We start from the raw sequence: 21,720 nt of genomic DNA on the forward strand, positions 1-21,720 counted from the left end.
GGGCGTGCGGCGTGGGCGCCGGTCCCGGACGGCGGCGGGACTCGGGGCCGCCCACCTCGCGCCGGCCCCGCCGTACCCATTCGACCCGCCGCACGTGGGCCGCGCCCAGATGTTGTGATTCCTCACACGTGGAACACGAGCCAAGGCCCGCTACACACCGCTGGTGACAGCTTCCTTCGGTGCAGACTTACGTGCGGCGGCGATTGCACCGATGACCATGATCAGTCCGTACACGAGGAAGGGCCAGCCGTATGGACGGCGTGGCGCCCACCCGTCGAAGGTGGTGATCAGTCCCACCACGAAGACGGCCGCGGCCAGGATCCAGCCCGTGACATGTCCTGCCGAACGGGTGCGCCGCCATGTCAGCAGGAGCGCCAAGACGATGGCCGTGATGATCCCCGGCCAGGCCATCAGGACGTAATCCCAGCCGTATGGGTAGTCCCAACCGTAGGTGGGGTCATCGAGCTTCTTGGGGTAGACCGCTTCTTTCAGCGTTCCGTTCAAGGACGTCCCGACAAGGGAGAGGGGGAAGGCCATCATGACCATGGCCAGCACCCCGTACATGGCATCGCCGAGGTGACCGTCGTTGGTCAACCACGTCAGTGTGAGTACGGCCGCCGCGTACGAGCACGCGATCAACGCTGTTGATAGACCACGGACCTGAGCGATGACTCGGATCACGAGATGCCTTCAAGGTCGGCTGCCATAAAGTTGTGACATTTCGTAGCGAACATCCCAGAATGGAACTGTAGCTCAATTGCTTTCCGGTAGGAGAGTGGTGCGGCACTCACGATCGCCCTGCGGTGACTAGTTTCCGCACGTGGTCGGGGGCGATCGCCGGTCCGGGGCTTCGTTCCTCAGCCCCGGCCCACCGAGTACCTGGGTGACGGTCGGACAGAGCCGCTCTTGATCGATCAGGTCGAGAACAAGATCCGGAACATGCGCGGAACGCCTCCCCTCGGCCGGGAGGGAATGACTACACCCGCCGCCGATCAGCGTGCCGCTCAGGGAAAGGGCAGCGCTCCACTCATAATTCGTGGGTCGTGGGTTCAAGTCCCACCCGCCCTACTCTTCAATGTGGAGTTGGCCCGGTTTGGTGGACACCTGATCTCTGGGGAACCCTGGTTCCCCGAAGAAGGAGTCTGCAGTGCCGAACAACTATCCGCCGGGGTTTCGCCGGCAGATGCTGGAGCTGGTGCGTGCCGGACGGACGCCGGAGGAACTGGCCAAGGACTTCCAGCCCTCCGCGCAGTCGATCCGTACCTGGGTGCGCCAGGCCGACCTCGATGATGGCCGCCGCCAGGACGGGCTGACCAGCGCCGAGAAGGAGGAACTGGCTCGGCTGCGTCGTGAGAACAAGATCCTCCGCGCGAAGAAAGCCGCGGCCTTGCGCAAGACCTCCTTCTCCACTTTCCACGTGAAGACTATCGCCTCCCACCGCACCATCACCGCCTCCGCGGACGGCACCGGGCTGCTCTCCCATGCCGGGAGCCTGCTGCTGCTCAAGACCCTGCACGTCACCGACCTGGACCGGGCACTGTCGGCGCAGCTGGAGCACTGGCGACCGGCCCGCGCGGTGCACGATCCCGGCAAAATCGTGGCCGACCTGGCCGTCAGCCTTGCCCTGGGCGGGGACTGCCTGGCCGACATCGCCCTGCTGCGCGCCCAGCCCGACCTGTTCGGTTCCGTCGCCTCCGACCCCACCGTCTCCCGGCTGATCGACCGGCTCGCCCGTGATGAGGCCAAGGCGCTCAAGGCCCTGCGCGCGGCACGGGCCCTGGCCCGCGAACGAGCCTGGAACCTGGCCGCAACACGGGCGCCAGGCGGTGACGGCGAGCTGATCCCGCTCGACCTCGACGCCACCATCGTCATCGCCCACTCTGACAAACAGCACGCCGCGCCGACTTGGAAACACACCTTCGGCTTCCACCCGATGACGGTCTTCGCCGACCACGGCCCGCAAGGGTCCGGTGAACCGCTGGCCATCGTGTTGCGACGGGCAACGCCGGCTTCCAACACCGCCGCCGACTACATCGAGGCCATTCGCCTGGCGCCAGCCCAGCTTCCCAAGCACCGCCGACGGCAGGTGCTGATCCACACCGACTCCGGCGGCGGCACCCACGAGTAGCTCACCTGGCTCACCAAACCGGGCCGCCGCTTGTCGTACTCGATCGGGTTCACCCTCGCCGAGGAGATCCGGCAGGTCGGTGCGCCTGCCCGCCAGTGCGTGGACGCCCGCCTATGACGCCGACCGGCACGTGCGGCCCGGCGCCTGGGTAGCCGAACTCACCGGCCTGCTGGAGTTGCCCGGCTGGCCGAGAGGGATGCGCGTTATCGCCCGCAAGGAGCGCCCGCATCCCGGCGCCCAGCTGCGCTTCACCGACCTCGACGGCAACCGCGTCACCTGCTTCGTCTCCGACGCCAAACGCAGCCAGCTCGCCGACCTGGAACTCCGTCACCGCCGCCGCGCCCGCGCCGAAGACCGCATCCGCTGCGCCAAGGACACCGGCCTGACCACCCTGCCGCTGCACCACTGCACCCGCAACCAGATCTGGTGTGAACTCGTCGCCCTGGCCTGCGAACTCCTGGCCTGGATGCAACTGCTCGCCCTGCCCGGCACCGCCGCCCAGACCTACGAGCCCGAACGCCTGCGCCTGCGGCTGTTCGCGGTGGCCGGACGGTTCGTGCGCGGCGGCCGCCGGCTACGCCTGCGCATCGCCGCGGCTCATACCCCTCACCCCTCACCCCTGAGCGCTGCCAGCACGTCATGACGGGCGCCGTGATCACCATGCACGAGATGCGAACACCCACCGGAGGGGCGCGCATCACCGAGATGATGCCACCCGCCGTCTGCGTCCGTTGGCCTACGCTGAACCGATCGGAACGGGCGAGATTCGAGCTGCTGATGCGTTTGGTGGCAACAGCATCCGGGGTTCGAGTCCCCGATTGAGAGCGTGATCACCATCGCGAGGGGACGCAGGTCGCCGCCCCACTGCCTCCGATGGATCTAGCCCACATCCGTGGGTCGTGGGTTCAAGTCAGCGGGCGAAGGTCAGCGGCCGGACGTGCCCGGCCGCACCGCAGCTCCCGTTCTCGTCTTGGCGATGGTGGCTCAGGTCAGCCGCAGCGGAGTGGTGCCGTAGGCGTTGGACATCCGGACGCGCAGGGGTACGCCGGCCGCAGTGGTCTGGATCATCTGCCGGACGGAGTGGTTGTCGAAGCCCTGCTGCGACCAGGTGGGGAACCAGGCGAGGGTGGGCCGCTGGACAGCTGTCGCCCAGCCGTCGCTCCACCTGCCGCTGAATCGCCCGCCATCCGCGGCGGCGGGCAACGGGGCCGTGGCCAGGGGCAGCGCGGCCAGGAGGGCGATCAGGAACGGTTGGACTCTCATAAGATTCTTCTTTCGCAACGACTGGGGCCGTTTCCCTTGTCAGCGAGGTCGCCGGTTCAGGCGGCCGAGGTCACCGGGGGATCCGTGTGCCTGCACCGATAGGTCCTGCCAGTCGGCCCAGGTCTTGAGCCGGTCGGCGTAGACCTGGGAGACCATCTGGTCGCCGTGGATGCCGAAGAACACGCGCAGCGGCGGATTGTCCGCATCGGCGATCTTCAGGATCGCCTGGCCTGCCGCGGCCGGGTCGCCGAGATCGAGTGTCTTGGCGAACTCGGCGAAGCTCGCACGCAGGCCGTCATACAGCGGGTTGCGGTCGGCGGTTACGCCGCCGGCGGCATCTTCGGTGGCGTAACCCTCGGTGTCGTAGGAGCCGGGCTCGACCAGGGTCACCTTGATCCCGAACGCGGCGACCTCCTGGGCGAGGGTTTCACTCAGGCCTTCCAGAGCCCACTGGGAGGCGACATACCCACCACCGAGCGGGAACACGGTGAGGCCGCCGACGGAGGAGATCTGAATGATGTGCCCGCCGCCCTGCTCGCGCAGATGAGGCAGGGCGGCCTGGACGACCCAGAGCGGGCTCATACAGACAGGACGAGCCCCGTGCCGATGGCGAGCTCGACAGCGGCCTGCACGTCCGTGACGCTCTCGGGCCGCAGGATCATGGCTGGACTCCCGCGACCAGCATCGAGCGGCTGGCCGCTTCGTAGGCTTCCGCGCCCGGTGCGATGATGTCCCCGCCGAAGCCGGGGCGCGAGGTTTCACGCTCTGAACTCATGATGTTCCTTCCACACAGGAAAAAATGTCGATGGTCGAACTGCTGGTCGGCCGTGCCCGCGCGGTGACTACCAGCCGTAGGGGCCGAATCGGCCCCAGGCGACGACCACGCTCATCAGGAACAGGACGGCCGTGACCGCGAGGCCGGAGGTCTCCTTGCGGCGCAGGTGCATGGCCGCAGCACATACGGTCAGGATCGCCAGTCCCGTCGCGGCGATCGGCGTCAGGATCGGTGCGATCCCGGTGGCGGCGGGGAGGATCAGGCCGAGCGCGCCGAGCAGCTCTGGCACGGCGATGAGCCGCACCGCCGCCAGGGGGACGTCCCCCATCCACGGGTACTTGCCGATCAGCTTGTCTCTTGGCTGGGTGGCCTTCTCCAGGCCGGACATGGCGAACATGGCGGCCAGCAGGACCTGGAGGATCCACAGGAAGATGTCCATTGAGGTCGTCACCCGTTACCGTGCGCCGCTCAGGGGCTCGAGGCCGGTCATGCCCTTGCCGCTCTGGACATCGAGCGGCACCGAGACCTGGTCGTGCGTGATCCACCAGCTGCCGTCGATCCTACGGAAGCCGTAGGTGACCCTCACCCACATGCCGCTCGTCGCCGGCCCGCCCTTCAGCGTGCCGCTGAGCCGGCCGAAGGCGTGCCCGAAGGCCACCTCATCGCCCACGGTCAGCGTCAGGTCGCGGATCTCGTAGTTCACGCTCTCGAACAGCGTGAACACCTTCGCCCAGTTCTTGAGCTTCGCCTCGATCCCCACGTCCTGGAGAGGCGACTCGATGTCGAAGGACACGATGTCCGTGGAGTACACCTGCTTCAGGCCCTCAAGATCCTTGGCGCGCAGCCCTTCGATGATCTTGTCGATCCGGCCGCGGATCTCGGCCTCGTCCGTCTCGCGCTGCGTTGGCATCGCTACCCCTTCGCGGGTTCAGATTCGTCGCTTTCATCCAGGCGACGAACGAGGACCCGCCGGGGGGACAACCCGGTTCAAATATTTTCGAGCCGCCGGGTGAGGAATCGGCGCTCGGGCGTCGAGGTGACCATCTGCAGCGCCCGGCCGTAGGCCGCTCTGGCCTCTTCCCTGCGGCCGAGACGCCGCAGCAGCTCGGCGCGGGTGGAGTGGAAGTAGAGGTAGTCGTGCAGGTCAAGGCCGTCGACGACGCTCAGGGCGGCGACGGGGTCGCCGGCCTGGGCGAGCGCCGCCGCACGATTCAGCTCGACCACGGGCGAACCGGTGAGCTTCACCAGACGCCCGTACAGCTCCGCGACCTGGCGCCAATCGATGCGCTCGTGTGTCTGCAGGGACGCGATCACGGCCTGGACGACGTAAGCGCCCCGCCCGCCGAGGACGAGCGCCTGGTCGAGCACCGCGCGTCCCTCGTCGATCTGACCCATGTCCCAGAGCGAGCGGTCCTGATCGTCGAGCAGGACAAGATCTTCGCCGGAGAACCGGGCCTGCCGCCGGGCGTGGTGGATCATCATCAGCGCGAGCAGCCCGTGCGCCTCGGGTTCGTCCGGCAGGAGCCCGATGAGCAGTCGCCCCAGGCGGATGGCCTCGGCGCCAAGGTCGACGCGGCCGCTGTAGCCCTCGTTGTAGATCAGATAGATGACGGTCAGCACCGCATCGAGGCGCTCGGGAAGCTGACGGGCATCGGGTACCGCGAACGGCATCGCGGCCGCCTGGATCTTGCTCTTGGCCCGGGACAGGCGGCGCTTCATGGTCTCCTCGGAGACCATGAACGCCCTGGCGATCTCGGCGGTCTGCAGGCCTCCAAGGGCACGCAGGGTGAGTGCCACCTGCCCTTCCAGTAGTAGCGCCGGATGGCAGCACATGTAGATCAGCTCGAGCCGCTCGTCCTTGATCACGCTTTCGTCGAGCTCGTCCATAACGGCCTCCGGCACCGGCAGCAGGGGGATCTTCTCTGCCAGGGTCCGCTCACGGCGGATCCGGTCGATCGCCCGGTTGCGGGCCGTGGTCACCAGCCACGCCCCCGGCTTGGGCGGCATGCCCGAGGCGGGCCAGCGCTCCGCCGCGATCGCGAATGCCTCCTGCGCGGCTTCCTCTGCCTTGTCGAAGTCCCCGAGATAGCCGACCAGTGAGGCCAGCACCCGGCCCCATTCATCCCGGAAGACCGCGTCGAGCAGCATCAGCGCCGCACCAGCGGCCTGACCTCGACCGTGGCGCCGAACCGGGCAGCCGGGATGCGAGCCGCCAGGTCGAGCGCCTCCTGCAGGTCGGCCGCCTCGATCAGGCAGAGGCCGCCGAGGACCTCCTTGGTGTCGGCGAAGGGGCCGTCGGTCGTCAGCATCCGGTCGCCGACCATCCGCACGGTGGTCGCCGTCTCGGCGGGTTGCAGCTGCGCGCCGGCGACGTAGCGGGCGTCGTCGGCCAGCGCGAAATACTCCGCATAGGCCTCCTCGCGTTCCGCATCGGACAACGCCTCGTGGTAGCCCGGCTTGGTGTAGATCAAGAGGGCGTACTGCATCGCGACCTCCGGGGGTTATGGGCTCGTACGTGCGCAGTCGGGATGTCCATTACTTTTAGGATGCCCTGAAACCGTAATGCATGGGTCTGCGCGGCTTTCCCCGGGGCGAGAGCCTGCGGCCACCCGATACCGCTGGACCACCGCGCTCGGTGGCAGCCGAGCACAGGCTCAACGACCTTGCGGAGCCCTGAATGGCGTCCTCCTGCGCGAAATCATGGGATTGCGGCAGCGGTGTAGAGCAGGGTGCGTACGTCGTAGCGTCGTGTATCCGAGCAGCTCCAGCCGGAGCCGGAGCAACTCCTCGACAGCCACGTCGATCAGATCCGCCGGATTGTCGCGGGGCGACGGTTCAGGGGCTCGGGCGTAGACGTTGCCGGTTGCCGACAGGCCGATGAGCAGTCCGTTGCCGATGGCGACCAGGGCCAGGCCGGCGACGGCGACGGGGCGGGTGCCGATGGTGCCGACCAGGCGGCCGCCCACAATGGCACCGACCATGGTGGCCAGGGCCGTGGGCAGGAAGAACAGGCCGGTCTCCAGCGCGCTGTAGCCGCGAAGGTGCTGCAGATACTGCGAAGTGATGAACAGGTCCGCGACTCTCACGCCGGCCGCGATGAGCATGGGAAAGGCGCCGGTCGCGACCGGACGACGCACCAGCATGTCCGGGCGCATCAAGGGATTCTGCACTTTGCGTTTCGACGACCGTGAACGCCACGTACAAGACGACGGCGGCCGCGATGGGCACCAGCGTGCCGGGATCCGCCCAGCCATGGTCACCTGCGTTGATCATGCCGTAGATGAACGAGCCGGTGGCGGCGGTGACGGTCACCGCACCCAGTGCGTCGATACGCCAGGTGGCGCCCTCTGTCCTGCGCTCTAGCACCAGGACCCGGATGGCGACCAGAGCGACGAGACCGATCGGAATATTGATGAAAAAAACCCAGCGCCAGCCAGGGCCGCTGGTAAGCAGCCCACCGGCGAACACCCCGACGGCGAAGCCGATGCCGCCGAGAGAGGGCCACACGCCCAGCGCCTTGTGGCGTTCGGTGCGTGGAAGATGCCGGTGAGGGCTCGCAGCGCGGCCGGGGACAGCACCGCGGCCCCGATGCCCTGACAGAGGCGGCCACCGATCAGCAGGTTCTCGTTTTGCGCCAAGCCATTGACCAGGGAGGCGAGGATGAAGACCGCCAGACCGGTCAGGATCATAGAACGCGCACCGAAGACGTCGGCGAGCCGGCCGCCGAGCAGCAGCTGCCCGCCGAGGAACAGCGTGTAGACGCTGACCAGCCAGGTGAAGGCCCCACGGCTCAGGCCCAGGTCGGCGCCGAGATCAGGCAAGGCGACATTGATCACGGTGAGGTCCAGCATCAGCATGAGCTGCGCCGTGCATATCACCGTCAGCGCCTTCCAGCGGCGGGGGTCCGCGGGCTCGCGCAGCTCGCGCGGCTTGTCCGTGGCACGCACTGGATCTTGACGTTACTCGGTCAGTTGCTCGACCGTCCACACGGCCACGGCGGGGCACTCCCCGGTGCGCCCGGGGCTCGGTGGGGCTCCTCAGGGGTGGATCACAGATGGGCGAGCGGCGATGGACTGGTGGAGGGCGTTCGCCACAGCCTGGACCAGCGGGACCTGAGAGGCATCCCAGACGAGGTTGAGACCGCTGTGGCTGCGGAGGATGAGCCTGCCGTACACCAGGATGGGCAGGCGGGCGTTGTTCTTGAAACGGCGGTCGGGGCCGCCCTTGACGTTGACGTAGCGCCAGGTGGAGTCCACGACCGTGCCGTCGCGTGGCACCGGGCCTTCTTCGATGAAGCGGGCGTGTTCCACGCCGACTTGGAGGTGCTGATAGGCGAGGTCGGCGACATGGCGGCCGTCACGGATCAGGACCCGGTCGGGGAGGAAGTGCACCGACAGGCTGCCTGCGGTCAGGGTCGGGACGGCGACGTTGGTGACCAGGATCCGCGGTCCCGCCAACCGGGCCGAGGCGTTCAGCCTGCGCATCACTCTGGAGGCGCCGGCGTTCACCTTGAACTGGTGAGTGTTGGTGATCGCGCCGGATGCGGTGATCAGCCAGAACCCGTGGGCCCGTTGGAGGCCGGTGATCGAGCTGACGAGGTGATCGAAGCGCCAAGCGGCCTCGTCGGTCACGTCGTACATGACGACCACCGCGCGAGCCGCCCGATCGCGCAACGCCACCCAGATCACGCAAGGCAGCCCGACGGCGACGATGACCAGGCCGAAGCGTCCTGTCACCAGCCCCGCGACGAGCAGGGCGGCCAGGGCGAACGGCCAGTACGGCCGGCGTTCGGCGGCCTTCTGCAACTGCTGGACGACGTCACTCGGCTGGGCCGGGACCAGGCTGACGACATCGTGCATGACCACGTCACGGTCGGGCGCGACGGTGCGGTAGGAGATCCCTCCGCGTCCCATGCGCACGACGTTGCCGCGGGGGGTCATCCCCACCCGAAGACCCGGGATTCCGGCCGAGACCCCCATCCCAGCCTGGCTGAGGGTGAAACGGAACGGTCCAGCCCTGAGCCTGGTACGCACATAGAAACCCACGATGAGGAATCCTTCGGACCCCGGTGCCCGTTACCGCGGCTGTGAGATACGACCCGATAGCGTGATCGCAGCAAGAGGACACGGTCACGGGCGACGACTGGCAGATCGAGGTCCTGGAGATCGACCGCCACGCCGTCACCCGTGTCCGACTTAAGGGGACGCCAGCCCTCCTGGCGCAAGGGGCGATGCGGGCGTATTCGTTGAAGCGGGTCTCGTAGGCAGCCGGCACGCGGCGTAAGGGCGGGAGTTACGCAGCATCGGACCGCGAACGCCCGACGTAGGTGACCGCCGTCAGCAGTTCCCGCGTCTGTCCCGGATTGACGACGGAGCGCGCGCTGCGCCCACAGTCGCGCATGAGGCCCCGTGAGGTCGCGACTCCTCGTACGTCCGGACACTCCCAGGTCGGTGAGGAGCCCAGGATTCCCTGCTGGGCGGCGCGTCGCGGCAACGCGTGGAGGCCGGGGTCGGCCGGTTCAGAGCTCGATGCCCTTGATGACCTTCGTCAGCTCGGGCACGAGAGGCTGACTGGCCATCACGGTGACGACGACGCCCTTCCGCTCGACCCAGCCGGCGTACCGGCCGTGGCCCAGCGCGCCGTCACCCTTCTGGGTGAGCACCTGACGGTCGCCGATCTTCACGGTCCTGGTGTTTCCGGAGAACGTCCCCGTGTCGAACGGCGCGTTCCTGAGCTGTGCCAGTGAGCTTGCCTTCGGCCAGCACACCACCCTGACCCACAGCGACCGGTGCCGGAGGTCCACGTCGTCGCGGTCGTCGGTCCACTGGTAGCCGTACTCGGTGATGCCGTCGTGCTTGTTGACGACGACCTGTCCGTACGTGAAGCCCTTCGGCAGGTGGTTGACGTGCAGTCCCTTGATGGCGGTGGCACCTCTCGGCGGCTTGTCGGACTTGGCATCAAACGACCGCTTCGCCTCCACCTTGCTGGGGACGGGGCAGCTCGGGCGCTCCGCCGCCTGTGCGGGGAGCGCCAGGAGAGCTGCGGCGACAGGGAGCACGGACAGGGCGGCAAGTTTCTGGATCTTGTTCACATCAGGGTTGGATAGGACGGACGTGAGAAAAGTTCAGCAGCTTCGAGCACGATGTCCGTTGCGAACTTGTCGGTCATCATCGCCTCGCGCATCTTCAGCGCCCCGCTGCAGGGCGTGGACGGATCGCGCCGATTCTGGATCAGCAGGACATTGCGGGCCGCGCGAGCTGATCCGCGTGGCTCGCTCAGCGGGCTTGAACGGCCAGTGCGCGCACGGCCCGAGGTTGACCCGGCATGCCCGCAGTCAGCGGGTAGACGGCCAGGTTGCGCTTGACCTGCCGCTGGTGCCGGGCGATCGAGTTCGGCCATTCGATGTCGTTGCACCGGCATGCGCGGCGGTGTTCTGGAGGGCGGCCTCCTCCGGCGTGTTCGGAACGGGCAGCTCGGCACGGTTCAGAGCGGCTTGCATGAGCCCGGCCAGCATCAGGCAATTGGGCGGGGAGTAGAGCGCATTGGCGCCCCGATCAGCGGCCCGCCGTTGCGGGCGCCGGCCTCGGCGATCCGGCGCGACCACGCCGCGTTCTCGGCGATGCCACCGTCCGCGTCGGGGCACGCCTGCTGAGACTTGCGGGCGGCCGTAGATACCTGACTCTGCACGTGGCTCCGTACGCCGACACTTGCTAGGCTCTCGCCCGCAATGTCCAAGATCACGTCGGGAGCATTCGGTGAAGAGAGCTCTACTCGTCTTCGGAGTCGTGGCCGGCTTGGTCGGCAGCGCGGTACCGGCGCAGGCGGCTGACGAGTACGGCAGCTACGCCGAGCTCGCGGCGCACGAGGTGAAGGGCAAGGACTACCGGATCGCCCAGCGGTCCACTCGCGGAGCGAAGGTGGCGCACATCGCCATCCACGGCGGCGCCATCGAAGCCCCCACCACTCAGCTCGCGGACTACGCGGCGAAGGCGGGCGACCACGCCTTCTACTCCTTCGAGGGCATCAAGCCCGCCGGCAACTCCGACCTGCATCTCACCTCCACCCGCTTCGACGAGCCGAGTGCGGTGAGGCTGGTCGCTCAGAGCAGCTACACCGTCTCCTGGCACGGCGCGTCCGGCGCCAAGGCGGCCACATACGTGGGAGGCCGCGACACCGTGTTGATCGAAACTATCAGCGCCGAGCTCCGCGCCGCCGGCTTCACGGTCGCTGACTCGGTCCCCGAAGAGATCGGCGGAGACAGCCCGCGCAACATCGCCAACAGAAACCTCAGGGACCGGGGCGTCCAGCTCGAACTGTCCCAAGGCCAACGCGAGCAGTTCTTCAAAGACGGAAGGCTGGCCCGCTCCTGGATCGAGAACCCGGCCAACCGCACCACGGCGTTCTACCGTTACGCTGCGGCGGTCAACCGGGCCCTGGCCTCGACTGTCGCACGCGCCGGCCTGCCCCGGTAGGCCGCAGAGCCCGCACAACGTGATAGGGCGAGGCCCCGGCGGATGTGAGGCCGGCGCGGTTCGAGCCGGGGACGGGCCAGAAGTACTCCAACACCAACTACACGCTGGCCCTGCTGCTGATCGAGAAGATCACCGGCCGTACCTATGCCAAGGAGATGCGGCGGCGGATCCTGGGGCCGCTCGGGCTGCGCGGCACCGTGGTGCGGGGAAACCGGGCCGAGCTCCCCGGCCCGCACGCCCACGGCTACTACCGCTACGAGGACGCCGGCCAGTGGAGGACGGTCGACATCGCCCGCCAGAACCAGTCCCTCCTGGCCGGCGCCGGTGACATGATCTCGACCACCCAGGACCTCCACACGTTCATCTCCGTGCTGATGGGCGGCAAGCTCCTGCCGGCCCCGCTGCTGGCCGAGATGCGCAAGCCGTACGGGGAGCTCGGCTACGGCTTCGGGCTGTTCGTGCAGGACCTGGGCCCGGACTGCGGCACCGTCTACCAGCACAACGGCAGCCCCCCGCACGGCTACGGGGCGCTGATGTACAGCTCACCCGACGGCAAGAAGACCCGACCGCCTCGGTGACCTGGGTGGACGAGGCCACCAGGGGCCCGGCGAAGGACTTCCAGAAGCTGATCGACACTCTCGTCAAGAAGGTGTACTGCGCCGGGCCGGCTCAGTAGTCACACCCGCGACGATCTCGCGTTGGCATCGCGATCTCGTGGAGCAATCGCCAAGAGTTGTGGCCGGTTGCAGCAGGATTCTCAGGACTGGTCTGTCATGTCGGTGGCGACGAGCTCGACCTCGAACCCGTCCATGTCCTCCAGATAGGCGGCGTAATGCTGTTCGCCACCGGCGTGCGGGTGGCGATCGGGGAACATCAGGGTCCAGCCATGTTCGGGCGCATGCTCGGCCAGAGCGTCGACCAGGGCGCGGCTTTCCACGTGGAAGGCCAGGTGGTTCAATCCAGGACGGCAACGGTCGTGCCGGTCGGCGCTGAGCGCGGGTGACTGCTCCAGGACCAGATAGGTGGCCCCCAGCCGCCAGCTGCGCCCATCGCTCCAGTCCTGGAAGAGGGTGTAGCCGAGCGCCTGCAGCAGCCACTGCCAGCTGACGACGGCGCGCTGGAGGTCAGGCACCCATATCTCGACGTGGTGCAGTGTTCCGGTGGTGGGCTTGTCGTTCATGCCGCGGCCCCTTCTGGACGCTCGACGAGTTGGCCGTTGATGAAGGTCGAGCCGCCCTCTGCTCAGGGCTGCACGGGTTGGTAGGTGAACCAGTCGAAGGCGGCCGAGCGCGCGGTGGCGTACATGCCGATGACCCGCCCGGTGAAGCCGGTGGCGACTTCCGTGGACAGGTAGCGGCCGTCCAACTCGGCCAGCGGCTCCTCCCCCGCCGACAGGACGATGGTGTCCGGCCCGGTGGCGAACACGCCCAAGGGTTCGCTGTCGAGCTGGTCGGAGCTGCTGAGGGACGGCGGCAGGATGCCGTGCGTACGGATGTCGATGGCCAGGTTCACCGGGCCGGGCGGTAGCGGGCGGCTCGCCACCTGCTGGCGCAGGGGGCCGATTCTGGCGATCACGCGCACGTGCCCGCCACCCACCTCCAGATCGTAGTGATGAGCCTCGTCGAGGCGGACGGACAGACCGCCGGTGGCCGTACCGGGATCCATCCGGGCCTGGATGCGGCAGTCATGGTGCTGCTGGCGGCGGCCGATGAAGGTATGGCCGGGGCGGTCCAAGGTGGGGCCGGTGGCGTGCAGGGTCAGCCAGCCGGGACGTTCGGTCAGTGACCACGAGGTGTGGGGACGGCTGCGGGGTGAGACCCAGCAGGGTGCCAGGGACGGCCCGTCGAAGTCGTCCCGGGATGCGGGCTCGGGCAGGGGGTGCCACGTCGAGGGGGCGGAGTGGCGCTCCTCCACCGGCCCGGTGGTGGGCCAGCCGTCCTGCCAGGTCACCGGGACGAGGAAGGTCTCGCGCCCGAGCACGTGGAAGCCGGGAGTGCCGCCGCGTGGGCGGGTGCCGAGCAGCAGCATCCACCAGGTGCCGTCGGCTGCCTGGATGAGATCGGCGTGGCCGGTGCTCTGGATCGGCCGGTTGGTGCTGCGGTGGGTCAGAATCGGATTGGCCGGCGCCGTCTCGTACGGGCCCCGTGGTGAGCGAGCGCGGGCCACGGACACGCAGTGGCCGCGCGCGGTGCCGCCTTCGGCGATCAGCAGGTACCACCAGTCGCCGATCCGGTAGAGGTGCGGCGCCTCCGGGAACTGCAGGCCGGTGCCCGGCCAGGCCGGATAGGGGCCCTCCAGCACCGTGCCGCGCCGGAGATCGATGCGGGCCACGTTGATGCCGGAGACGGCGCACCAGCAGTCGCCGCTCTCGTCCCAGGCCAGGTCGGGGTCGATGCCGGGCAGGTCGAACCACACCGGGTCGGACCAGGGGCCTTCGGGACGGTCGCTGGAGACGATGCAGGTGCCACCGGCGCCGACCAACGTGGTGATCATGTAGAACCGGCCGTCGTGGTGGCGGATGGTGGGAGCGTAGACGCCACGCGATGCCGGGATGCCCGGGGGGAGCCGTAGTTGTGCAGGCCGGTCCAGGACGTTGCCGATCTGCTGCCAGTGCACCAGATCCCGGCTGTGGAAGATCGGCACGCCGGGGAAGTACTCGAAGCTGGAGCACACCAGGTAATAGTCATCGCCGACCCGGCACACGCTCGGGTCGGGGAAGAATCCGCCGATGACTGGATTGCCATACTCGCGCATCAAGGCTCACAAGGTAGTGGTGGAGATTCGGGCGCCCGCACATCCGGCGCCGGCCCTGGTCACCGGGCCGGCTTCGCCACCATGACCGGTACGTCGACCGGGTCGCGGGCCGGGGCGGTCGCGGTCATGTCGCGGACGTTTCGCGCGGCGTTCCGGCCTCTGCGGGGTTCGGGCCGGGGGAAGCGGTGGAGCCGCGTACGACCAGGGTGGGGATGACCGAGAAGTGCACCGCCGACGTGCGGCCTTCGATGCGCTCCAGCAGCAGCCGCCCGGCCGTGCGGCCCATGACGATCCCGTCCTGGTTGACGGTGGTCAGCGAGATGTTGGGATGGGCGGCCAGTTTGGTGTTGTCGTAACCGGCCACGGAGACGTCGCCCGGGACGGACAGGCCGGCCTCGTGCAGCGCGGCCAGGACGCCGAGAGCCGCTTCGTCGGCTCCGGCGAAGATGGCGGTGGGGCGCGGCGACCGGCTCAGCAGCTCCTGCGCGCCGCGGCGGCCCCCCTCCTCGGTGTAGGAGGTCGTGGCGACGGCGATCTCGGCGGCCAGCCCGTGCTCGCGCATCACGCGCTCGTAGGTCTCGGCCCTGATCTGCGGCGCCCGGTCCGCGGCCTGCCCGTGCTCCTTGTCGAAGGTGATGTGCCCGATGCGCCGGTGGCCGAGCCCGATCAGGTGTTCCATGACGAGCTCGGAGCCGACCCGGTCGTCGTCGACGATCGAGTCGAAGGCCGGGGACCGGTCGTGCCTGCCGAGCAGCAGCGTGGGGATCTCGCGGGCCACCTGCTCCAGGTGCGTACGCCCGGCCAGGGGGGCGATCATGAGGATGCCGTCCACCTGCCGGTCGATGAGGGCGTCGATGGCCCGCTTCTCGGTCTTGTCGCGCGTGCCGCCCTGGATCATGATCGCTTGGTAGTCGGACTCGGCGAGCTCGTCCACCAGGCCGGTCACGATCTCGGCGTAGAACGGGATGCCGATGTGCTGCAGGAGCACGCCGATGGTGTACGCCCGCCCGCGCAGCGCCCGTGCGGCGGCCTGGGGCCGGTAGCCCAGCTCGTCGATGGCTCGCTGGACGCGGTCGCGCATCGCCTCGCTGACGCCGTAGTCGTTGCGGATCACCTTGGAGACCGCCGCCTTGGACACCCCGGCGTGTTGCGCCACGTCAGAAATGGTTGCTCTTCGTCGTCGCTCGGGCGCGACCATGGGCTTCCCTTCTCAAACCGAAGTTCTGCCGATCCTACGGTGCCGAGATCGTCGCACGCGTAGACCGGTCTATGAACGATAACGAAAGCCGCATCAGCCGGGCACCTCGACTGGTAAGGACGTCGTAGACCGGTACACATTTTTCTTGACCTCCGTGCGACGTAACGGCTACGTTAACTCGCATTCCGGGGCTCGCCCCGCCTCTGCCAGCCATTTCTGCGGCACCGAGACGTGATCGAGAGACGCATGCACACCTTCCCCGACGGCTTTCTCTGGGGCGCGGCGAGCGCGCCCCACCAGGTCGAGGGCAACAACGTCAACAGCGACTTCTGGGCGCAGGAGGAGCGCATGCCGGGGGCGGACCGCAGCGGCGACGCGCTCGACAGCTACCACCGCTACCCCGAGGACATCCGGCTCGTCGCGGACTCGGGCCTGAACACCTACCGCTTCGGCATCGAGTGGGCGCGCATCGAGCCGGCCCCCGGACGGGTGTCCCGTGCGGCGCTCGCCCACTACCGGCGCATGATCGACGCATGTCTCGCCGCGGACGTCACCCCGTTCGTCACGATCCATCACTTCACCTCGCCGAGATGGTTCGCCGAGGAGGGCGGCTGGCGCGGGGAACGGGCCGTGGACCGCTTCCGCGCCTACGTCGAGACGGCCACCTCGATCCTCGACGGCGTCGAGTGGGTATGCACGATCAACGAGCCGAACATTCTCGCGATCATGGTGCGCGAGGCGGAGGCCACCCTGGGCCCCGATGCGGGCCCGGAGTGGCTGAGCCCCACCCTGGAGGCGGACACGCCCCGGCCGGTGAAGCCGGCTCCGCCGGTGGAGATCGGGCGCTGTCTCATCGAGGCGCACCACGCGGCCCGGGACGTGCTGCGCGAGCGCACGGACGCCCGGGTGGGCTGGTCGGTCGCGAGCCGCGCGTTCGAGACCCGCCCCGGGGCGGAGGAGGTGCGCCGGAAACTGGAGTACGTCTGGGAGGACCTCTACCTCGAGGCGGCGCGCGGCGACGACTTCATCGGGGTGCAGGCCTACTCGGCGCAGTGGGTGGGGCCGGACGGCATCGAACCGCATCCGGTGCACCCGGACAACACCCTCGTGCGGACGGCGTACCGCCCCGACGCCCTCGGCATCGCCGCCCGGCACACCGCCGAGGTGCTGCCCGGCGTCCCGATCGTCGTCACCGAGAACGGCATCGCGACCGGCGACGACTCCCGGCGCATCGCGTACACCACCACCGCGCTCGCCGCGCTGTCCGAGGCGATGGATGACGGCGTGGACGTGCGGGGCTACCTCCATTGGAGCCTGCTCGACAACTACGAGTGGGGGCACTGGGACCCGACGTTCGGCCTCGTCGCCGTCGACCGGGAGACGTTCGAGCGCCGGCCCAAGCCGAGCCTGGCGTGGCTGGGCGGCGTCGCCAAGGCCGGCGCGCTCCGCGACAGCGCGCCTCCGGCAACCTAGCCGCGCCCGCCCGGACCGGCCCTCGGATCCACCTGCGCGGGTCCGACCGCGGCCCTACCCCGCACCGCAGCCGAGAATGACGAGCAAGAGGAAAGACGAGGATGCCCGAAGCAATCGACCGCCGCCGACTCGTGCGACGGCACAACCCCGTGCTGACGTCCGCGCACCCCGCCGACGTCCTGACGGTCGGCAACGGTGACATCGCGCTCACGGTCGACATCTCCGGACTGCAGACGTTCCCGTCCTTCCACGAGCTGGTCCCCGACCCGCGCCGCGTCGTGCGCGACGGGTTGTCCGGTCTGCCGGAGCAGCGCTCGCGTGTCTTCGACCCCGACGACTTCCAGATCCCTTTGCGCACCCAGTCGACCTGGGGCTGGTACGAGACGCGCACCGACCGGGAGCTCCGGTTGGCGGACGCGACCACGCTGTACGAGACGTCCCGCGGCCCGGTGCCCTACCTCGACCGCATGGGTCTGCAGCGGGCCGGCGACCCGATCGCCGAGGAGTTCGCCACGGGCGCCTGGTACCACTTCAACCCCCGCCGCGCCCATCTCGGCCGTCTCGCCCTGGTCCGCCCCGACGGGACGGGACTCGACGAGCCCGCCGCGCTGACGGACGTCCGTACCGAGCTCGATCTGTGGACGGGAACGATCCACGCCGCGTACGTGCTCGACGGTGAGCCCGTGCGCGTCACCACCGTCGCCGACCCGCACGATCACCGCTTCGCCGTGCGGGTTGAGTCAGGCCTGCTGCTCCGGGGATGGGGCGTCGCCTGGGTGTTCGACGAACAGCCGGACGACCTGGCCGCCTTCGAGCTTCCCCTCGGGGAGGAGACGGCCTGGGACCGGTGGACGGAGCGTCACTGGCACGCCCGGCGCACGGTGGAGACCCTGTCCTACGGCGTCGGCGTCCGCACCACCGGCAGCCTGCACGAGGCAGCCGATGCCGTCGTCGCGCGCACCGGCACCGCCGCTCTTGAGGTCGTGGTGACGCTGATGCCGGATCATCAGCGGCTGCAGGACGAGCCCGGCTTCTCCGCCGTCCTCGGCTCTGCGCAGGCCTGGTGGATGGAGCACTGGAGCGCCGGCGCCGCGGTCAGCCTCGCCGGCAGCACGGACGCCCGCGCCGGCGAGCTCGAACGCCGCGTCGTGCTGTCGCAGTACCTTCTGGCCGTCAACAGCGCCGGCGTCACGCCTCCCGCGGAGTCCGGGCTGACGTACAACACCTGGACGGGCAAGTTCCACCTCGAGATGCACTGGTGGCACGCGGCGCATTTCCCGATGTGGGGACGAGGGCACCTGCTGGAGCGCAGCATCGGCTGGTATCACGACGCGCTGGAGGCGGCGAAGGCGACCGCTCGCCGGCAGGGGTACCGGGGAGCCCGCTGGCCGAAGCAGACCGATCCGTCCGCGCGCGAGTCGCCGAGCAACATCGGCGTGTTCCTCGTGTGGCAGCAGCCGCACGTGATCCACCTGCTGGAGTTGCTGCGCGGCGCGGGGCGCGAGGAGGCGTTCCTGCGTGAGCACTACCCGCTCATCGAGGCGACCGCCGACTTCATGGCCGACTTCGCCGAGGAGCGCGACGGCTCGTACGTGCTGCCGCCCCCGCTCATTCCCGCGCAGGAGAGCTACCTCGTCGACCGGGAGACGAACACCGATCCGACCTTCGAGCTGGCGTACTGGTCGTGGGCGCTCAGCGTGGCGAACGAGTGGAGAAGCGAGCTCGGTCTCGAGCCGAGCCGGGAGTGGGACCGGGTGGCGCGGAACATGCGCCGGCCCGCCCTGCTGCCCGACGGCACGTACGCCGCGATCGCGACGCCTCCGCTGCTCGTCCGCAAGGATCACCCGTCCATGCTCATGGCCCTGGGGTGGCTTCCGGACACCCATCTCGTGGACCCGGCCACGATGTCGGCCACGCTCGACTCGGTGTGGGAGCACTGGGACCTGCAGTCCAGCTGGGGCTGGGACTACCCCGTCATGGCGATGACCGCGGCCCGCCTCGGCGACGCCGGCCGGGCCATCGACGCCCTCCTGCTCCCCTCCCCCAAGAACGTGTTCCTCCCCAACGGACACAATCCGCAAATGCCGGGATTTCTCACCGTATATCTGCCGGCGAACGGAGGACTGCTGGCCGCGATGGCGCATCTCGCCACGGCGGCGCACCAGGGAGCGGAGCTTCCCGACGGCTGGGTGATCACGTCAGAAGGGCTGGGCGCGCTCCCCCGCCCCCGCGTCCTGTCCGCACCAGATTGACTTTCATGCGCCGAAAGGAGAATCACCGGCCGACAGCGCCGAAACGATCGGCGACCAGCAGCAAGAACCATATCAATTACGTTGTACGGCGCCCACCGCGAAATGCCGGGGTGGGCACAGCAGAGTGGCCTCTTTCCCCGATCCAAGGCTTCCAAAGGTGAGGACCATGGGTAATTATTCTTCAGCACGCGGCACCCGTCGCCGCACCATCGTCGCGGCAGGGGCATTGGCGATCGTCGGGGCGCTTGCTCTGGCAGGTTGCTCGTCGTCCGATGAATCCACCACGGGGGACGTCGGACTGACTTTCCTGAACCAGTCGCGCGGGCAAGAGGCCGCGCTCACCAAACTCGCGCAGCAGTACACCCAGAAGACCGGCGTCAAGGTCACCATCGACTCACCCGGGCCCGTCGACTACCTGCCCAAGCTCCAGGCGAAGGCGCAGTCCAGGTCGATGCCCGACATCTACTCGTCGTTCGACGCGTCGCAGATGGCGCCGTTCTACAAGGCCGGCTGGGCGATGGACCTCTCTGCCGAGTTGAACGCCGGCTGGAGCAAGAACTTCAGCCCCGCCGTGCTCAAGATGTCGACGTTCCCGGAGGGCAACAACCTCGGCGTCAAGCCCGGCACCTACTCGGTGCACTGGGAGACCCAGACGTACGGCTTCCTCATCAACCCGGCGCTGACCGGGATATCGGCGGAGAAGCCGCCCGCGACGACGGCCGAGTTCATCGATGCGCTCGCCGCGAAGGGAGCGAAATTCTCCATCGCGGCCTCGCAGACGCCGAACATCATCCAGGGCCTCGCCTCGAACTGGCTGACCGACGCCGACATCGAAGCGACCCTCAACGGAAAAGCGAGCTGGAAACAGGACGGCTGGCGCAACGCCTTCCAGTTCCTGCTCGACCTGAAGAAGGCCGGCGTCCTCGCCGACAACTCCATCCCCGGCGGCCAGGACGACCACCCGACCGTGGAGGCGTCCTTCTTCACCAAGTCGATGGGCGCCATCTTCGACGCCGCTCCCGGCGTCTCAGTCGGCCACCGGACTAACCCGGATTTCGAGGACTATTTCTCCACCGGACTGCCCAAGGCTCCCGGAAGCGTCCACGACCCGCGCTCGCCCGGCATCCCCGGCAAGGGCGCGGTGATCAATCCGAGGGGCAAGCACGCCAAGGAGGCGCTCGCGTTCGTCAAGTGGCTGACCGAGCCCGAGCAGCAGGCGGTGTTCGCCAAGGACGCCCGCATCCTGCCCAGCAATCCGGAGCTCCTCGCCGGCACGGACATCCCCGCCCAGCTCACCGGCTTCGCCGCCGGCGTGAAGGACATGCAGGTCATGTCGACGACCTTCACGCCTGACGTGAACACCGCGATCAGGGCGGAGTCCCAGCGCCTGGTCCTGGGCGAGGCGACGGTGGACGAGGTGCTCGCCAACATCCAGGCAGCGCAGGATCGCACGTCATGACGACGCAGCACCTCGCACTTCCCGCGCGGCGCCGGCAGGCGCCGCGCGGGAAGGCGCCGCGAGGGAGGCGCGCTCTCCGGCGTAACTTGATCGGCTGGTTGTTCCTGGCTCCGGCCATCGCGCTCGTCGGGATCTTCACGATCACCCCGTTCGCGCAGGCCATCCTGCTGAGCTTCCAGTCCTGGGACGGCGTCAGCCCCGACACCCCGTGGGTGGGGCTGGCCAACTACGACTTCGTCGCCTCCGACCCGATCTTCTGGGCGTCCATGCGCAACGTCCTGTTCTTCGGGGTCGTCGGCTTCGTCGTCGGCAACGGAGCCGCCCTGGGCATGGCGCTGGCCGTCAACGGCATCACGCGCGGCAGGACGTTCTTCCGCACCGTCTTCTACCTGCCGGGCGTGTTGTCGGTCGTCGTCGTCGGCCTGCTGTTCTCCTTCATCCTGGCCCCCGGATCCGGCGTACTCAACCGGCTGCTCGGCCTGGTGGGGCTGGGCGCGCTGGAGCAGAACTGGCTCGGCGACCCGGCCGTCGCGCTGCCCGTCGTGGCGGCGGTGTTCGTCTGGTTCCACTGGGGCTTCGGCTTCCTGCTCTTCCTCGCCGGGCTGCAGGACGTGCCCAAGGAGCTGTACGAGGCCGCCGAGCTCGACGGCGCGAACCGCTGGGCGAGGTTCCGCTACATCACCTGGCCGCAACTGGCCCCGGTCACGTCGATCGTCAGCCTGCTCACCCTGCTCGCCGCCCTCCAGATCTTCGGCACGGTGCAGGTGCTGACCAACGGCGGACCCGGCCATCACACGATGGTGCCGACCCTGGCCATCTACAACGAGGCGTTCGTCAACTGGCGGTACGGCAGCGCCGCGGCCATGTCGGTCATCTTCGGCGGCGCCCTCGTGCTGCTGTCCGTGCTCCAGCTCACCATCACCAGGCGGAGGTCCCGCGCATGAGC

At 68.7% G+C, this 21,720-nt stretch carries 20 protein-coding genes and 3 pseudogenes; 8 read left to right on the forward strand and 15 right to left on the reverse strand.

The genetic code is table 11. The features are described 5' to 3' along the window. Window positions 1-150: 150 nt before the first annotated feature. Window positions 151-594 (reverse strand): hypothetical protein, encoded by a 444-nt coding sequence (locus tag ABZS51_RS22905; protein WP_355444386.1) that lies wholly within the window; start codon window positions 592-594, stop codon window positions 151-153. Window positions 595-1,147: 553 nt separating this feature from the next. Between ABZS51_RS22905 and ABZS51_RS22910 the strand changes: the two are divergent. Then, window positions 1,148-1,348: pseudogene (locus tag ABZS51_RS22910) on the forward strand (transposase); the annotation flags it as partial. A 69-nt stretch (window positions 1,349-1,417) separates the two neighbouring features. Next, a pseudogene (locus ABZS51_RS22915) lies at window positions 1,418-2,771 on the forward strand (IS1380 family transposase). A gap of 341 nt (window positions 2,772-3,112) precedes the next feature. Here the strand turns inward: ABZS51_RS22915 and ABZS51_RS22920 are convergent. The 11 genes and pseudogenes from ABZS51_RS22920 to ABZS51_RS22970 form a co-directional block, all read right to left on the reverse strand. Next, window positions 3,113-3,391, reverse strand: coding sequence for a hypothetical protein (locus ABZS51_RS22920; RefSeq protein ID WP_355444389.1), 279 nt, complete (start codon window positions 3,389-3,391; stop codon window positions 3,113-3,115). 39 nt (window positions 3,392-3,430) lie between these two features. Beyond that, entirely contained in the window at window positions 3,431-3,973 is a 543-nt protein-coding gene (locus ABZS51_RS22925) for an SDR family NAD(P)-dependent oxidoreductase (RefSeq protein WP_355444392.1), read from the reverse strand. Window positions 3,974-4,233: 260 nt separating this feature from the next. Beyond that, the gene (locus tag ABZS51_RS22930; RefSeq protein WP_355444395.1) at window positions 4,234-4,605 is read right to left on the reverse strand and encodes a DoxX family protein; all 372 of its coding nucleotides are present in this window, start codon (window positions 4,603-4,605) and stop codon (window positions 4,234-4,236) included. A gap of 15 nt (window positions 4,606-4,620) precedes the next feature. Further along, complete coding sequence (locus ABZS51_RS22935) at window positions 4,621-5,076, reverse strand: nuclear transport factor 2 family protein (protein ID WP_355444398.1); 456 nt, start codon at window positions 5,074-5,076, stop codon at window positions 4,621-4,623. Window positions 5,077-5,153: 77 nt separating this feature from the next. Beyond that, on the reverse strand, window positions 5,154-6,314 hold the full coding sequence (locus ABZS51_RS22940; protein ID WP_355444401.1) for a sigma-70 family RNA polymerase sigma factor: 1,161 nt from the start codon (window positions 6,312-6,314) through the stop codon (window positions 5,154-5,156). Further along, on the reverse strand, window positions 6,314-6,652 hold the full coding sequence (locus ABZS51_RS22945) for a YciI family protein (RefSeq protein WP_355444404.1): 339 nt from the start codon (window positions 6,650-6,652) through the stop codon (window positions 6,314-6,316). The genes ABZS51_RS22940 and ABZS51_RS22945 overlap by 1 nt, the downstream gene beginning before the upstream one ends. Before the next feature lie 168 nt (window positions 6,653-6,820). Then, on the reverse strand, window positions 6,821-7,321 hold the full coding sequence (locus ABZS51_RS22950) for a hypothetical protein (protein ID WP_355444560.1): 501 nt from the start codon (window positions 7,319-7,321) through the stop codon (window positions 6,821-6,823). A 232-nt stretch (window positions 7,322-7,553) separates the two neighbouring features. After that, window positions 7,554-8,023, reverse strand: a pseudogene (locus ABZS51_RS22955) (MFS transporter); the annotation flags it as partial. A 180-nt stretch (window positions 8,024-8,203) separates the two neighbouring features. Then, the gene (locus ABZS51_RS22960) at window positions 8,204-9,211 is read right to left on the reverse strand and encodes a DUF4236 domain-containing protein (RefSeq protein ID WP_355444407.1); all 1,008 of its coding nucleotides are present in this window, start codon (window positions 9,209-9,211) and stop codon (window positions 8,204-8,206) included. A 473-nt stretch (window positions 9,212-9,684) separates the two neighbouring features. After that, window positions 9,685-10,257 (reverse strand): hypothetical protein, encoded by a 573-nt coding sequence (locus tag ABZS51_RS22965; RefSeq protein ID WP_355444410.1) that lies wholly within the window; start codon window positions 10,255-10,257, stop codon window positions 9,685-9,687. Next, window positions 10,254-10,565 (reverse strand): alpha/beta hydrolase, encoded by a 312-nt coding sequence (locus tag ABZS51_RS22970; RefSeq protein WP_355444413.1) that lies wholly within the window; start codon window positions 10,563-10,565, stop codon window positions 10,254-10,256. Before ABZS51_RS22970 ends, ABZS51_RS22965 begins: the two co-directional genes overlap by 4 nt. Before the next feature lie 356 nt (window positions 10,566-10,921). Here ABZS51_RS22970 and ABZS51_RS22975 point away from each other — a divergent pair, with 356 nt between their 5' ends. Both ABZS51_RS22975 and ABZS51_RS22980 read left to right on the forward strand, forming a co-directional pair. Continuing rightward, window positions 10,922-11,638, forward strand: a complete 717-nt coding sequence (locus ABZS51_RS22975) for a poly-gamma-glutamate hydrolase family protein (RefSeq protein WP_355444416.1) — start codon at window positions 10,922-10,924, stop codon at window positions 11,636-11,638. Between the two features lie 44 nt (window positions 11,639-11,682). Then, window positions 11,683-12,216, forward strand: a complete 534-nt coding sequence (locus ABZS51_RS22980) for a serine hydrolase domain-containing protein (RefSeq protein ID WP_355444418.1) — start codon at window positions 11,683-11,685, stop codon at window positions 12,214-12,216. 179 nt (window positions 12,217-12,395) lie between these two features. Here ABZS51_RS22980 and ABZS51_RS22985 read toward each other — a convergent pair whose 3' ends face one another. The 3 genes from ABZS51_RS22985 to ABZS51_RS22995 form a co-directional block, all read right to left on the reverse strand. Beyond that, window positions 12,396-12,818 carry a VOC family protein gene (locus ABZS51_RS22985; RefSeq protein ID WP_355444421.1) on the reverse strand — a complete coding sequence of 141 codons (423 nt, stop codon included), beginning with the start codon at window positions 12,816-12,818 and terminating at the stop codon, window positions 12,396-12,398. A 62-nt stretch (window positions 12,819-12,880) separates the two neighbouring features. After that, a complete protein-coding gene (locus tag ABZS51_RS22990) occupies window positions 12,881-14,392 on the reverse strand; it encodes a glycoside hydrolase family 43 protein (RefSeq protein WP_355444550.1) in 1,512 nt (503 codons plus the stop codon). 124 nt (window positions 14,393-14,516) lie between these two features. Next, window positions 14,517-15,548, reverse strand: a complete 1,032-nt coding sequence (locus tag ABZS51_RS22995; RefSeq protein ID WP_355444424.1) for a LacI family DNA-binding transcriptional regulator — start codon at window positions 15,546-15,548, stop codon at window positions 14,517-14,519. Window positions 15,549-15,836: 288 nt separating this feature from the next. Here ABZS51_RS22995 and ABZS51_RS23000 point away from each other — a divergent pair, with 288 nt between their 5' ends. The 4 genes from ABZS51_RS23000 (at window position 15,837) to ABZS51_RS23015 (ending at window position 21,718) form a co-directional block, all read left to right on the forward strand. Continuing rightward, window positions 15,837-17,063, forward strand: a complete 1,227-nt coding sequence (locus ABZS51_RS23000; RefSeq protein WP_355444427.1) for a family 1 glycosylhydrolase — start codon at window positions 15,837-15,839, stop codon at window positions 17,061-17,063. Between the two features lie 101 nt (window positions 17,064-17,164). Further along, the gene (locus ABZS51_RS23005) at window positions 17,165-19,315 is read left to right on the forward strand and encodes a hypothetical protein (protein ID WP_355444430.1); all 2,151 of its coding nucleotides are present in this window, start codon (window positions 17,165-17,167) and stop codon (window positions 19,313-19,315) included. A 166-nt stretch (window positions 19,316-19,481) separates the two neighbouring features. Next, window positions 19,482-20,774 carry an ABC transporter substrate-binding protein gene (locus tag ABZS51_RS23010; RefSeq protein ID WP_355444553.1) on the forward strand — a complete coding sequence of 431 codons (1,293 nt, stop codon included), beginning with the start codon at window positions 19,482-19,484 and terminating at the stop codon, window positions 20,772-20,774. Between the two features lie 86 nt (window positions 20,775-20,860). Next, window positions 20,861-21,718: a sugar ABC transporter permease gene (locus ABZS51_RS23015; RefSeq protein ID WP_355444433.1), complete on the forward strand. Its 858-nt coding sequence runs from the start codon at window positions 20,861-20,863 to the stop codon at window positions 21,716-21,718. The last annotated feature ends 2 nt before the right edge of the window (window positions 21,719-21,720 follow it).

This window comes from Nonomuraea sp. NPDC005501, assembly GCF_040605905.1.
GTDB lineage: Bacteria > Actinomycetota > Actinomycetes > Streptosporangiales > Streptosporangiaceae > Nonomuraea.

Coding starts and splice junctions, on each gene's coding strand:
- ABZS51_RS22920 (WP_355444389.1), bottom strand. CDS start 3,391: ATGAGAGTCCAACCGTTCCTGATCGCCCTCCTGGCCGCGCTGCCCCTG.
- ABZS51_RS22925 (WP_355444392.1), bottom strand. CDS start 3,973: ATGAGCCCGCTCTGGGTCGTCCAGGCCGCCCTGCCTCATCTGCGCGAG.
- ABZS51_RS22930 (WP_355444395.1), bottom strand. CDS start 4,605: ATGGACATCTTCCTGTGGATCCTCCAGGTCCTGCTGGCCGCCATGTTC.
- ABZS51_RS22935 (WP_355444398.1), bottom strand. CDS start 5,076: ATGCCAACGCAGCGCGAGACGGACGAGGCCGAGATCCGCGGCCGGATC.
- ABZS51_RS22940 (WP_355444401.1), bottom strand. CDS start 6,314: ATGCTGCTCGACGCGGTCTTCCGGGATGAATGGGGCCGGGTGCTGGCC.
- ABZS51_RS22945 (WP_355444404.1), bottom strand. CDS start 6,652: ATGCAGTACGCCCTCTTGATCTACACCAAGCCGGGCTACCACGAGGCG.
- ABZS51_RS22950 (WP_355444560.1), bottom strand. CDS start 7,321: ATGCGCCCGGACATGCTGGTGCGTCGTCCGGTCGCGACCGGCGCCTTT.
- ABZS51_RS22970 (WP_355444413.1), bottom strand. CDS start 10,565: ATGGCCGAACTCGATCGCCCGGCACCAGCGGCAGGTCAAGCGCAACCT.
- ABZS51_RS22985 (WP_355444421.1), bottom strand. CDS start 12,818: ATGAACGACAAGCCCACCACCGGAACACTGCACCACGTCGAGATATGG.
- ABZS51_RS22990 (WP_355444550.1), bottom strand. CDS start 14,392: ATGCGCGAGTATGGCAATCCAGTCATCGGCGGATTCTTCCCCGACCCG.
- ABZS51_RS23000 (WP_355444427.1), top strand. CDS start 15,837: ATGCACACCTTCCCCGACGGCTTTCTCTGGGGCGCGGCGAGCGCGCCC.
- ABZS51_RS23005 (WP_355444430.1), top strand. CDS start 17,165: ATGCCCGAAGCAATCGACCGCCGCCGACTCGTGCGACGGCACAACCCC.
- ABZS51_RS23010 (WP_355444553.1), top strand. CDS start 19,482: ATGGGTAATTATTCTTCAGCACGCGGCACCCGTCGCCGCACCATCGTC.